Below are 13,024 nucleotides of genomic sequence, written 5' to 3' on the forward strand. Positions count from 1 at the left end.
GAAATAGACTCAAACAATAGGGACCCTCCTTACAACACAAATCTGTTAGGAGGGACTCCTTCAATGAATCCACCTAAAATAGTTCAATCATAGATAGAGCTGAAGAAGGTTGAGCAACGATGATCAACGATGAACAACGATGAATTATGGCCCCTATCAAAAAGGTGGTGCCTCATACAGGCGGATGTTTACTTCAAAACCATCAAAGTCAACTTCAAGAACATGATTCAATAAATCATATTGTTCGTGCGTTTTAATATACTCAAGAGCCGTTATAAAAAGTGACTTTTGCATGATTTCATTCATGTTGATATGGGTCAGTTGCCGATTGTTAAAGGCAACTAAAGAGATCATGCCCGGATGAATTTTTTCATGAAGCAAGTATCCTCCTTTATAGTTTTTTCCTCGCAAGTCTTTACTGTTGTGCGTAACCACTACCCAGTCATTGTCTGCGGCGAATTTTGCAATCTCCCAGTCTTTTTGACCAACTAAGCCTAGCGCACTAATGGTGGAGGCCTCAGGCCCGAAATAGTTACACACCTTTACCAAATCAGCCGTTAGGCATTCATCAATTAAAAATTTCATATTTTTTAAACTTTACTTTAATGGTTGATATTAATTTCCATTCTGCTGGTATATCGGCAATTTTTTTAGGAGCCAATCTGTACAGATTGAGGTCGGACCAAATTTTTGCAGATTGAAACAATTCATAATTGGGGATGCTGGGGTATTGTTCTATGATTTCTTTATAGGAAATCCCATTACTTACCAAGAAACTGATTGTTCTTGCCGGCACTCGAGTACCAAGTAATATTGGCTCACCATCCATGATTTTTTCTAAGGAGACCACTTGGTGAAGCATTTCGAATCTTTCGATGGTGGGTTGTGCAAATACCCCTAAGTCAATGGAGAGTTCTTCAATGTGAATTTTCCAAGTCTCATCATTTTCTGAGTGTAGTCTAAAGACTTCAGAATCACTTACTTCGGCCAAGTGGGGTATTTTTTCCAGTAATTTTTTAATCACAAGAATGCGGCATTTTTTATATAGGTACTCTGAACTCTTGAAGTAAAAACTTGCTAGCACACAAGCTGCAAGATTGAAGCATCGATCTTTTCTCATATTAATAAATGCAGTGTTTAAAATTTCATCCTCGATGATTCGCCTTATCTCCCTATCTGGAATATTTGCCAGATACGCAGCTTCAGTGATCGTTGCATTGTATTGGTTGTTGGTCATTAAAAAGCTCCAAAAAAAAGTATCCGATAGTCTGGACTATGTTGTTAGAAATACTGAGTTTTACTTTTTTGAGATGGAAGCGAGTGGTTGAAGTCTTGATTGAATATCCCGACATAATTGCTTGTTTTTGAGCACTTAGCCAGGAGGGTTGGAGAAATAATTTAGTCATTGATTAAATCGTAATCTAATACGAAATGAGTCATTAGAATTTACCCACAAGAGAAGTAAGTTTTAACGGATCGATGATGATAACTTGATGAGATTGCTTATTCAAACAAGTCCTGATACCTTGTTATTAAAAGTTAAAATCTTCAATGTTACTTTTATATGTCAAACTTAAAAGAGCATTTATTGAAAAAAACTAAGATAGTCTTGATTAATAATTTCGTATTGATTTCTCATCACCCATGCGTTCGAATTAGCAACTGCTGCATTACGGTAAGCCCAATGGGCAATTCTTTTATTACACTCTAGGTCTGATAGAAATCCTAAATGATGAATTTCACTATTTCTATGAACGTTAGTTGCTGCCTTTAATATCCAATTTTCAAGATGAGCTTTACCAGCCAACATATCTGACTTACTTCTATTGCAAGAAGGACAGGTAAGCACTAAATTTTCAGCGATGTTTCTAGAGTATTTTTTCCAAGGAATAAAGTGATCTATATCTGCCTTTTCATTACTTGCAAGGTTTTTTGCACAATAGAAGCATCTTCCATGTTGGTAGTCCATCAAAACAGGCCTCAATTGAATGAGGGTATCTCTCGAAGCGCCAAATAAAAATGACTCAAGATCAGAGTCTGTATTTAAAATTTGTTGATTTTTTACATTTGTCTTGAGATGCGTCATCCAGCCATTTTTAGCGTATTGAATAATGTATTCACTAAATTTACGAAGACAAATATGTGCCTCTTTTGTAAGAGTAAGACTTTCATTGTTTGAATAAGTATAGATAAATTGATTCTCATCTTCTTGAAGGTAGAAGACAGGATTTTGCCAAATTGTTGTAATAATGGAATTCATCTTCCATTTCCAAACATGGCTTGTCACTACATTCGCAAAGCTATCTATACCAGTTTCGTTTTGGATGTTTAATAGGACGGAAATGATTTTGGCTTGAATACCATTGTTTTGATGTAGAACGCCGACATTTTTACCACTCGCGTACTCTTTAATTTGTGGCCAATACAATTCGGCAAAACGAGTCGCAATTTTTTTGCTAGGTAGGATTAACTCTTCTGGCTGATCATTGCCAAATTCAATGGCGAGATTTGTTAAGGTTATTAATAAGGCGTATTTATAAGTTGCGCTGAATGAACTATCTTCAAATAGGGTTTGAATTTTTTGCAGAAATTCGATTTGAGATTCAGCGCTGACCATTGTTAATTAATTAATCCCAGTATTTTGCTTTTTCAGGAATGATCCATCTCACACCACCTCTTGGATCTGCCTGATCATTTTTATATCTTGGAATGAGATGCATATGAAGATGTGGCACAGTTTGACCAGCGGATGGTCCATCATTAATACCAATATTAAAACCATCAGCTTGAAATTCTGTATCGATAGTTTCTTTTGCTTTGTTCAATAACTGGAAAAGCGCATCTCTTTCTTCTTGAGTAATTTCAAAGAAAGAGCCTACGTGTCTTTTGGGAATAATCAGGGTATGACCAGGCGAAATCGGAAATCCATCACGGATTACCAAGCCAAATTCATTGGAAGCGATGATTCGGTCAAATGGCAACTTACAGAAAGGGCATTCTTTAGTCATTCAGGATTCAATATCGTCTCAAGTTAGGGTGCATCTTTTAATTGAATTTATTACTTATGTTACTTTATCAAACTAAAAGATCAATTTATGAGCGAGGAGATGCCTACTAGGAAACTAACTGTTTCTTTTTAATCTTCTACGTAAAAATATGACATAAGGTGATTCTTTTAAGCTTGGGGCTATTTCGAATCTCACAATGCTTCTTTTTTGTTTCCAAATACTTTTTTAAATTTACTGTATTTAGCTTCTTCCCAAGTCTGGGTTAAATCTTTATTACGCTCCAAAGCGTCGAATATTTCTCTAATGAGATTGCTATCTACTACCTTCGCTGCAAAGAGCTTGCTGAGTAATTCATAACCATGCCAAACGGGAATCTTAAATGCAATCGCTAATTGATGAAGTCCAATATCATCTGTCACAACAATCGCATTTCTTATTGAAGCAAAGGCAAGTACTTCGCAATCAGCGGATCCAGGTGGTGAGCGTCCACCAATCATAAATTCATTCAGGTGTTCTAGGATATACCCATTGAAAATTGATCTTATCAATGACATATCTATTTTTTCTTGGGGGGACATCCTCATTGAGTGAGAATCTCTTTCTACAAAAAATTCATTCTCATCAAACCATGGATTCTTAAAACTTAAGGTTGAATTTCTTTTGACTTCTTTTTCAACTACTTGTAATACTTTAAGAACATAATTTTTTTGACCAAACTCTTTCCCTAAAAATGGTCTGATGCGTTTTGCTAGGCGTAAATAGACGCAAGTATCAAGTACTACAACCATTATTTGCCTATTAGTTCTTGATGTAGGGCAGTTGCATCTCCAATAGAAATATCTAATATTTGCTGTAAATAACCTGATCCAGTCCCTTTTTCTACGATCATTTTTTTTAGTGCGTCAAAAAATGAGCTTTGAAAGATTTTATTGGCTGTAGCCATATAAGTTTTTGGTTCAGGCGGTGTTGGATTAAATAGAATTTGGTTGACCAATTTTCCGCGACTCATGCAGCGAGTGGCATGGATGGATTTCGAATCTATCTTTAGTGCGGCAAGATTTAGTGCTTTGGCATAACTACCAACTTGTAGAAAAATACTGTGCAATGAAATCTGATGTTCATGCGCATATTCCTGCAAGACTTTAATTTGAGCAGAGGAGGTTGGTTTAGTAACGGCCTTTAAGTAAGTTTCTTCAGCTAACTCTCTAGGGAATAACAAGGCACCTGCGAAGGCATCTGCATAATCTTCACCCTCATTAGTGCCAGCTAACTCTGGTGTAAATACGTGTGCTAATTCATGCGCCATCCAGAATTTAAAATCCTCAATATACGTATCTAGGTTCAGGAATACGAAGGTGATTTTCTCTGATTTAAGCAAAATATGTAAAGCATTTTCATGCTTTGATTTAATACCCCACATCACCGGAACAATCACGGCATCATTATTAGAAAATTCCTTAATCAGCTGGTTATAGGAGACTATTGAACCGATTTTGATCCCCAACTTTTCACGAACACTTGCTACCGCTTTTTGCAAATCTAGATATTCCAAGGAAGGTGAATTAATCTTGGTTCTTAAAGAATTTAAAGGATATAAATAGGGTACTAGGGGGCGTAACAATGCCCCAGTGAGTTGTGCGCGTTCTATATGATCTTGGGTTGTTTTGGTTCCAGCCCGTTTTCTAAAAGCGACTACTGGTAATTCGATATTGGGTGTATGAACTAAATCGGAAAATGGTAAGGAAAGCGTAATGGAGAGTTTTAACAGTTTATCGGGCCTAGGAAAATCAACCCCCTTTAACCAATTGGTAATGGCTTGAGAGCTTACGCCTAATTCTTTAGAAAGACGCTTTTGATCCCAACCTTTTGATGTTAAAACTGACCTAACGGATGCAGTGTTAATAATTTTTTTCATCTCTTCATTGTATTTCCATAATCAAGTTTAATCAAGTTTTAATCAGTTTTATCTAGCATTAATATGGTGTTTTCTAACTGTTTTTGGGGAAGGGCTGAAGCTTTAAATTCTTTAACTATCTCAATTTCAGGGAACATTACGAAAATTCGTTAAACTATTAGGATTGTGATTGCCAAGGCTCTAAAATAGGGATCTTTAGCAACATGGCGCGAAGAGCCTCACCGCGATCGCGCTTTTTTATTGCAAGTGCTCGTAAATCAATAGTGGAGTAATAATGGTTGTTGTAACCTTACCTGATGGATCAAAAAGAGAATTCCCAGAAGCAGTAACCGTTGCTGGCGTTGCGCAAAGCATTGGTTCTGGCCTCGCTAAGGCTGCTTTAGCAGGCCGAGTGAATGACCAGTTAGTGGATCTCAGCCATTTAATCACGCAGGATAGTAATCTCGCCATCATTACCGATAAAGATCCTGAAGGTCTTGAAGTCATCCGCCACTCGACTGCGCACTTGTTAGCTTATGCGGTCAAAGAGTTATACCCCAATGTACAAGTCACCATTGGTCCAGTCATCGATAACGGCTTTTATTACGACTTCTCCTATAAAGAAGGATCATTTACGCCTGAAGATCTAACCAAGATTGAAAAGCGGATGGCTGAACTCGCTAAAAAAGATGAAGTCATCACCAGAAAAGTAGTATCCAGAGATGAGGCCGTTGCTTACTTCAAAGGACTGGGTGAGAACTATAAAGCTGAACTCATTGAAGCGATTCCAGCCGATCAAGACGTATCGCTCTATACAGAGGGCAACTTTACCGATTTATGCCGTGGGCCACACGTACCGAGTACTGGTAAGCTCAAAGTCTTTAAATTAACTAAAGTAGCTGGTGCTTATTGGCGCGGTAATAGTAAGAACGAAATGTTGCAACGTATTTACGGTACTGCTTGGACTAAAAAAGAAGACCAAGAAGCCTACTTACACATGTTGGAAGAGGCTGAAAAGCGTGACCACCGTAAATTAGGTCGTCAATTAGATTTATTCCATTTCCAAGAAGAAGCACCTGGCTTAATCTTCTGGCATCCAAAAGGCTGGACCATTTGGCAGCAAGTTGAGCAGTATATGCGTAAAGTCTACCAAGATCACGGCTATCAAGAAGTCAAAGCACCACAAATTTTGGATCGTGCCCTTTGGGAAAAGTCAGGTCACTGGGAGAACTATAAAGAAAACATGTTCACCACCGAGTCGGAAAACCGGACTTACGCCTTAAAACCAATGAATTGCCCAGGCCATGTCTTGATTTTTAACTCCGGTTTACATAGTTACCGTGATTTACCCCTGCGTTTTGGTGAGTTTGGTCAGTGTGTACGTAATGAACCTTCAGGTGCTTTGCACGGTTTAATGCGGGTACGTGGCTTTACCCAAGATGATGGTCATATTTTCTGTACCGAAGATCAAATCCAGTCCGAAGTGGCTGCGTTTGATCAAGTGGTACGCAGTGTGTATAAAGATTTTGGCTTCACGGAAGTGGCCGTCAAACTCGCCCTGCGTCCTGAAAAGCGGGTGGGAGAGGATGCTATTTGGGATAAAGCAGAGAATGCCCTGCGCTCAGCAATTAGTTTGTCCGGTACTAGTTGGGAAGAGTTGCCTGGCGAAGGCGCTTTTTATGGTCCAAAAATTGAATATCATTTAAAAGATTCCATTGGTCGGTCTTGGCAGTGCGGTACCGTGCAGGTCGATTTCTCGATGCCAACCCGTTTAGGTGCGGAATATGTAGCAGAAGATAACACGCGTAAAACACCGGTGATGTTACACCGGGCGATTGTTGGTTCTCTCGAGCGTTTTATCGGTATTTTGATTGAAAATCATGCCGGTGCGATGCCAACTTGGTTGGCGCCAACCCAGGTCGTGGTCATGAATATTTCTGATAATTCAGCTGAATATGCCAAAAAAGTTACTCAAATTCTGAAGAAACAAGGCTTTAGAGTGCACTGTGATTTGCGTAATGAGAAAATAACGTATAAAATACGAGACCATGCTCTACAAAAACACCCTTATTTAGTGGTTGTGGGTGATAAAGAGCAGGAAAACAACTTAGTTGCTGTTCGTGCTAGGGGTGGAATCGATTTAGGCGTGATGACAATCGAAGCTTTTGAGAAGAAGCTAGTTGAAGATGTTCATCACCAAGCTCAACATTGAGACAATGTTGGACAGCAAAGTCTGAAAAGTACCAGTTAAAAGCCCAAAGAGTCCTGTTAAGGGATTCAGTATGAAGAGCTATTGATTATAAAAATAGAAAGAGGTAAGTAACATCGCTACTGATAAATTACACCGTATCAATAGGGAGATTAATGCTCCTGAGATTCGACTTGTTGGGATGGAAGGGCAAGCATTAGGAGTTTTTAAGATTTTTGATGCGCAAAAATTAGCTGAAGAACAAGAGACTGATCTTGTCGAAATTGCCCCGAATGCGCAACCGCCTGTATGCAAATTGATGGATTATGGCAAGTTTAAGTATCAAGAAGCCAAAAAAGCACACGAGGCCAAGTTAAAGCAAAAAGTGATTCAGGTCAAAGAGGTCAAATTTAGGCCAGGAACTGATGACGGTGATTATGGTGTGAAGTTGCGAATGTTAATCCGCTTTTTAGAGGATGGCGACAAAACGAAGATTACGCTTCGTTTTAGAGGACGCGAAATGGCTCACCAAGAAATTGGCATGAGAATGTTGGAAAGATTGAAGTTGGACTTAGTGGAACATGGCACTGTTGAGCAGTTCCCTAAAATGGAAGGCAGACAGATGGTGATGGTCTTAACTCCAACGAAGAAGAAGTAAGTTCGAGAAATTAGTTCGAAAAGTAAGTTTGAAAACTAAGTTCGTATAGATTGCAGTAACCGAGTGATAAAAATATCACTTGGGGCAGTAAGAATTGAGCTAAAACTCAATATAAGTGTGGCTGGGTTTTAAAAGTGTAGTCGTATCTAGATTACCACCTGAGCGATACAAATTAGTGAAGGGGAGCATTTCATGCCCAAGATGAAGAGTAAAAGCAGTGCGAAAAAACGCTTTGTCGTTCGTGGAAGCGGATCGATCAAGCGTGGTCAAGCGTTCAAGCGCCACATCCTAACGAAGAAAACAACTAAGAATAAGCGCCAATTACGTGGTTCAGCAGAAGTTCACGAGACAAACGTGAAAGCTGTCCGTGCAATGTTGCCTTACGCTTAAATAATCGAAATTAGGAGAATCAAATGCCAAGAGTAAAACGTGGGGTCACAGCACGTGCCCGTCATAAAAAAGTAACCGACGCAGCTAAAGGCTACCGTGGTCGTCGTAAAAACGTATTCCGTATTGCTAAGCAAGCGGTAATGCGCGCTGGGCAATATGCCTATCGTGACCGTCGTAACAAAAAGCGTGTGTTTAGAGCATTGTGGATTGCGCGTATTAACGCTGCAGCCCGTCAGTACGATATTTCATACAGCGTCTTCATTAATGGTTTGAAGAAAGCCTCTATCGAAATGGACCGTAAAGTTCTATCTGATATGGCGATCAATGACAAGCCTGCCTTTGCTGCTCTCGTAGCAAAGATTAAGACTGTCTTAACCGTTCAAGCGTAACCCCGCCTGTTATGGTTGATTTAGATCAACTAGTCGCACAGGCCAAGCAGAGTTTTACCGAAGCGGTGGACTCTGCTGCGCTCGAAGATATCAAAGCTAAATACTTAGGGAAGTCCGGTGCTCTCACCGAACTTCTCAAAGGTTTAGGCAAGATGGATCCGGACACTCGGAAGACCGAGGGTGCCAAAATTAATGCTGCTAAAGTCGCCATTGAAACGGCTTTGCAGGACAAGAGAAATGCGATTGCAGAAGCTATTTTGCAACTCCGCCTCTCCCAAGAATCAATCGATGTTTCCTTACCTGGTCGTGGCCAACACGTTGGCAGCTTGCATCCTGTGATGCGGACCTGGGAACGCGTTGAAGCAATTTTTCATTCGATTGGGTTTGAAGTAGCGCAAGGTCCAGAGATTGAAAATGACTGGTATAACTTTACTGCCTTAAATAGCCCTGAGAATCATCCAGCAAGATCGATGCAAGATACCTTCTATGTAGAAGGGCATGATCAAAGCGGTAAACAATTGCTCCTTAGAACGCATACCAGTCCAATGCAAATTCGTTTTGCGAGCCACACGGTAGCGAGACACTTAGCAGCGCACGGTAATTTAGATACCTTGCCCGATATTAAAGTCATTGCCCCAGGTAGAACTTACCGAGTGGACAGTGATGCGACGCATTCCCCGATGTTTCATCAAGTAGAAGGTTTGTGGATTGGCCGTGAAGTGTCTTTTGCAGCACTGAAAGGCATTTACACCAACTTCTTAAAAGCCTTTTTTGAAGATGATGCGCTCCAGTTACGTTTTAGACCTTCTTATTTCCCATTTACTGAACCTTCTGCAGAAATCGACATGGCTTTTCCGTCGGGCAAACTTGCAGGACGTTGGTTAGAGATTTCTGGCTCTGGACAAGTACATCCCCAAGTGATTAAAAACATGGGACTTGATCCTGAAGTCTTTATTGGCTTTGCCTTTGGTTCTGGACTTGAGCGCCTAACCATGTTGCGCTACGGGGTGGATGACCTTCGACTTTTCTTTGAAAACGATACTCGATTTTTAGCGCAGTTCCCTGCTTAAATAAATACCGGAGTACTTCTATGCAATTTTCAGAATCATGGCTGCGCCAATTTGTTAATCCACCGATTAACACTGAGGAGCTCAGCCACTTATTAACCATGGCTGGACTTGAAGTGGAAGAAACACGTCAAGTGGCACCGCCATTTAGCTCCATCGTGATTGCTGAAATTTTAGAAGCCACTCAACACCCTGATGCAGACCGCCTCAGAGTATGTAAAGTGTCGGTCGGTGACTTATCTCCTGAGCCGTTGCAAATCGTTTGTGGTGCGCCGAATGCTCGTCCTGGCATCAAGATTCCTTGTGCGATGGTTGGTGCATTGTTACCACCATCTGAGGAGGGTGGTAAGCCTTTTGCGATTAAAGTGGGCAAACTACGTGGGGTAGAAAGTCGTGGCATGTTATGTTCCGGTCGTGAACTCGGCCTGGGTGATGATCATGCTGGTATTTTAGAACTGCCGCTTGACGCACCAGTTGGCGCAAATATTCGTGAGTATCTCAATTTAGATGATACGATTTTTACGATTAAACTCACGCCTAACAAAGCGGATTGTTTATCAGTTCTCGGGATTGCCCGTGAAGTATCCGCTTTGACAGGTGCTCCTCTAGAACTCTTGGATTTGTTACCGATTAAAGAAACGTGTTCTGATACGGTAAAAGTAGAGGTAATCGACGAAGACTTATGCGGTCGTTTTGCGGGACGGGTTATTAAAAGCGTTAATGCGAAAGCTCCTACTCCAAGTTGGATGGTGCGTCGTTTAGAAAGCGCTGGTCAACGCAGTATTTCTGCTTTAGTAGATATTTCGAATTACGTCATGCTTGAAGTGGGTCAACCGACTCATGTGTTTGATTTACAGAAAATCACAGGTGACATTACTGTGCGTTGGGGTAAGTCGGATGAGAGCGTGAAATTACTCAATGGTCAAATGATTCAGCTCAAAGATGCTGGTTTGCCACTCGGTGTCGTTGCGGATAGCGCTGGCATTGAAAGTTTAGCCGGTGTGATGGGTGGTGATGCGAGTGCAGTGACTTTAGAGACCACGGACATTTATTTAGAGTCTGCGTTTTGGTGGCCTTCTGCCATTCAAGGTCGTGCTCGTGCTTTGAATTTTTCAACGGATGCAGCCTATCGTTTTGAGCGTGGTGTGGATCCAAGCTCCACCGTCAAATACTTAAACTATCTCACGCAATTAATTCTAGAGATTTGCGGAGGCTCGGCTGGTCCTGCTTCTGATCAAGTCCTCTCCTTACCAAACCGTGCTCCGGTAGAGTTACGTGTAGCTAGAGTAGCAAAGATTGTTGGCGTTGAAATTACTGCTCAGCAAATTGCGGAATACTTTGATCGCTTAGGTTTTGCCTATGCCAGAAAACAACCAGGTACACCACAAGAAATTTTTGTTGTAGAACCGCCAGCTTATCGTTTTGATTTGTCGATTGAAGAAGATTTAATTGAAGAGATAACGCGGATTTATGGTTTTGAGAATATTCCAGAAATTGCGCCACAAGCTGCACTGGTTGTGAAATCGACGAATGAAAAACAACGCTCGATTCATCACTATAGACATGCCCTAGCTGCAGCAGGTTATCAAGAGGTGGTGAACTACGGCTTTATTGATCAAGCATCTGAAGCACAGTTTGCTGGCAATCAAGAGCCAGTCAGAGTGTTAAATCCAATTGCAGAACAGTTTGCTGTAATGCGTAGTAACTTGTTAGGTTCACTGCTGAATAATCTAAAAACGAATGTAAGCCGTAAAGCGGCTCGTGTACGTTTGTTTGAAGTAGGGCGTGTATTTAGTAAAGATGCGCAAGTACAAGATTCTGAAACGACCACGATTGGTAATCGTCAAACCCTGATGATGGGTGCGATTGCTTATGGTAGTTTGTTTAGTGAGCAATGGGGTCAAAAAGGGGGCAATGCGAGACCTGTTGACTTCTTTGATGTGAAAGCAGACCTTGAGAATGTATTAGCACCTCTGACCATCAGGACGGTGGCTTTGAAGGATCATCCAGCGTTCCATCCTGGTCGCGCCGCTACGATTGAATTACAAACCATCGTGAACAACAAGTTGACTTGGCAACCTGTGGGTGTAATCGGTGAACTTCATCCTAAATGGCAGCAAACTTTGGAGCTATCTTCTGCACCAGTGATGTTTGAAGTCGAGTTGGCTGCCGTATCAGCCATCCCTTTGCCAAGTACTTCGGAACTAAGTCGTTTCCCAGCCGTTAAGCGTGATCTAGCGATCGTGCTGAAGTCTACGATTGCGGCCGGAGAGGTCCTATCTGCCTTGAAAGCCGCGGCGCCAAAGCTGGTGACCGAGATTATTTTATTCGATGATTTCAGACCTACTCAAGAGCGTCCGGGTGGAATGAACTTAGATGAAAAGAGTCTAGCCTTCCGGTTGACTCTGGAAAATTTGGAACAAACTATGCAAGATCAAGAGGTTGAGCAAGCAATTTCTGGAATTTTAGAGAAAGTTCTTGTTCAATTTTCTGCAAGACTACGGTAATATTTAATTTCTAATAAAAAAACATATAGAGAAAACCATGGAAAACACATCTACAACCATTACGAAAATAGAGCTTTCTGAAGCTATATTCGATCATGTCGGCCTTAACAAGCGTGAGGCCAAGGAAATGATTGACTCTTTTTTTGAGATTATTGCGACCAATTTAGAGCGGGGCGTGGATGTGAAAATTTCCGGTTTTGGTAATTTTCAGCTCAGAAATAAAACTGCCAGACCAGGCCGAAATCCTAAAACAGGTGAGTCTATTCCGATTAGCGCTAGAAGAGTTGTAACCTTTCATGCTAGCCAAAAATTGAAGGATGCAATTGACTCTAATGAACCAAGCAAGTGAAATTCCTGTAAAAGACTTAAAGTCAGTTTTACAGCAATCGCTTCCTCCGATCCCAGCAAAACGATATTTTACGATTGGTGAAGTGGGAGACTTGTGTGCGGTTAAACCCCATGTACTACGTTACTGGGAACAAGAGTTTAATCAGTTAAAACCACAGAAGCGACGTGGTAATCGTCGCTATTATCAACATCATGAAGTGGTATTAATCCGTCGTATCCGTGATTTACTTTATAACGAAGGATTTACGATTCATGGTGCCAAGAATCGTCTCCAAGAATTAGAGAGTCAGTGGCAAATCAGATCAGAGTTAGAGGCTGTTTTAAGCATTCTGAGTAGCACTTCGGAGAAGAAGAAAGTTACAAACTGATATAATCATTTTTCAGTCGGGGCGTAGCGCAGCCTGGTAGCGTACTTGCATGGGGTGCAAGGGGTCGAGTGTTCGAATCACTCCGTCCCGACCAATTAATATTACTTTTACCGGCTCTTCACCATAATCGGGGGATGAGCATTTATTAAACACGATTAATTACTCCATTCCAACCGCATAAAGCCAAGACTCTCAGTCGGTAGTTTT

The 13,024-nt window shown here is 41.0% G+C and carries 14 protein-coding genes and 1 tRNA gene; 9 read left to right on the plus strand and 6 right to left on the minus strand.

Translation table 11 applies throughout. The annotated features are described in order from the left end of the window. Nucleotides 1–156 precede the first annotated feature (156 nt). The 6 genes from B8983_RS09420 to B8983_RS09445 all read right to left on the minus strand — a co-directional run bounded on the left by B8983_RS09420 (nucleotide 157) and on the right by B8983_RS09445 (nucleotide 4,923). Entirely contained in the window at nucleotides 157–585 is a 429-nt protein-coding gene (locus tag B8983_RS09420; protein WP_084283895.1) for a DUF5615 family PIN-like protein, read from the minus strand. Continuing rightward, on the minus strand, nucleotides 569–1,237 hold the full coding sequence (locus B8983_RS09425; RefSeq protein WP_084283896.1) for a DUF433 domain-containing protein: 669 nt from the start codon (nucleotides 1,235–1,237) through the stop codon (nucleotides 569–571). Before B8983_RS09425 ends, B8983_RS09420 begins: the two co-directional genes overlap by 17 nt. A gap of 348 nt (nucleotides 1,238–1,585) precedes the next feature. Continuing rightward, nucleotides 1,586–2,617 carry an HNH endonuclease gene (locus tag B8983_RS09430; RefSeq protein ID WP_084283897.1) on the minus strand — a complete coding sequence of 344 codons (1,032 nt, stop codon included), beginning with the start codon at nucleotides 2,615–2,617 and terminating at the stop codon, nucleotides 1,586–1,588. Nucleotides 2,618–2,627: 10 nt separating this feature from the next. Further along, nucleotides 2,628–3,008, minus strand: coding sequence for an HIT family protein (locus tag B8983_RS09435; protein WP_084283898.1), 381 nt, complete (start codon nucleotides 3,006–3,008; stop codon nucleotides 2,628–2,630). Nucleotides 3,009–3,199: 191 nt separating this feature from the next. Continuing rightward, on the minus strand, nucleotides 3,200–3,796 hold the full coding sequence (locus tag B8983_RS09440; protein ID WP_143736153.1) for a hypothetical protein: 597 nt from the start codon (nucleotides 3,794–3,796) through the stop codon (nucleotides 3,200–3,202). Beyond that, nucleotides 3,796–4,923 carry an XRE family transcriptional regulator gene (locus B8983_RS09445; protein ID WP_084283900.1) on the minus strand — a complete coding sequence of 376 codons (1,128 nt, stop codon included), beginning with the start codon at nucleotides 4,921–4,923 and terminating at the stop codon, nucleotides 3,796–3,798. The genes B8983_RS09440 and B8983_RS09445 overlap by 1 nt, the downstream gene beginning before the upstream one ends. Nucleotides 4,924–5,197: 274 nt before the next feature. Between B8983_RS09445 and thrS the strand changes: the two genes are divergently transcribed. The 9 genes from thrS to B8983_RS09490 all read left to right on the plus strand — a co-directional run bounded on the left by thrS (nucleotide 5,198) and on the right by B8983_RS09490 (nucleotide 12,911). Then, nucleotides 5,198–7,114: a threonine--tRNA ligase gene (gene thrS / locus B8983_RS09450; protein WP_084283901.1), complete on the plus strand. Its 1,917-nt coding sequence runs from the start codon at nucleotides 5,198–5,200 to the stop codon at nucleotides 7,112–7,114. Between the two features lie 112 nt (nucleotides 7,115–7,226). Further along, complete coding sequence (infC, locus tag B8983_RS09455; RefSeq protein ID WP_084283902.1) at nucleotides 7,227–7,748, plus strand: translation initiation factor IF-3; 522 nt, start codon at nucleotides 7,227–7,229, stop codon at nucleotides 7,746–7,748. Between the two features lie 192 nt (nucleotides 7,749–7,940). Beyond that, complete coding sequence (gene rpmI, locus B8983_RS09460; protein WP_084283903.1) at nucleotides 7,941–8,138, plus strand: 50S ribosomal protein L35; 198 nt, start codon at nucleotides 7,941–7,943, stop codon at nucleotides 8,136–8,138. A 23-nt stretch (nucleotides 8,139–8,161) separates the two neighbouring features. After that, entirely contained in the window at nucleotides 8,162–8,527 is a 366-nt protein-coding gene (gene rplT / locus B8983_RS09465) for a 50S ribosomal protein L20 (protein ID WP_084283904.1), read from the plus strand. Nucleotides 8,528–8,538: 11 nt separating this feature from the next. After that, nucleotides 8,539–9,597 carry a phenylalanine--tRNA ligase subunit alpha gene (gene pheS / locus B8983_RS09470; protein ID WP_084283905.1) on the plus strand — a complete coding sequence of 353 codons (1,059 nt, stop codon included), beginning with the start codon at nucleotides 8,539–8,541 and terminating at the stop codon, nucleotides 9,595–9,597. 20 nt (nucleotides 9,598–9,617) lie between these two features. After that, complete coding sequence (gene pheT, locus B8983_RS09475; protein ID WP_084283906.1) at nucleotides 9,618–12,101, plus strand: phenylalanine--tRNA ligase subunit beta; 2,484 nt, start codon at nucleotides 9,618–9,620, stop codon at nucleotides 12,099–12,101. 37 nt (nucleotides 12,102–12,138) lie between these two features. Next, a complete protein-coding gene (locus B8983_RS09480) occupies nucleotides 12,139–12,450 on the plus strand; it encodes an integration host factor subunit alpha (RefSeq protein WP_084283907.1) in 312 nt (103 codons plus the stop codon). Next, nucleotides 12,434–12,817 carry a MerR family transcriptional regulator gene (locus B8983_RS09485; protein ID WP_084283908.1) on the plus strand — a complete coding sequence of 128 codons (384 nt, stop codon included), beginning with the start codon at nucleotides 12,434–12,436 and terminating at the stop codon, nucleotides 12,815–12,817. Before B8983_RS09480 ends, B8983_RS09485 begins: the two co-directional genes overlap by 17 nt. Nucleotides 12,818–12,834: 17 nt before the next feature. Further along, nucleotides 12,835–12,911, plus strand: a tRNA-Pro gene (locus B8983_RS09490). Nucleotides 12,912–13,024 lie beyond the last annotated feature (113 nt).

The organism is Polynucleobacter kasalickyi (genome assembly GCF_900176405.1).
GTDB lineage: Bacteria > Pseudomonadota > Gammaproteobacteria > Burkholderiales > Burkholderiaceae > Polynucleobacter > Polynucleobacter kasalickyi.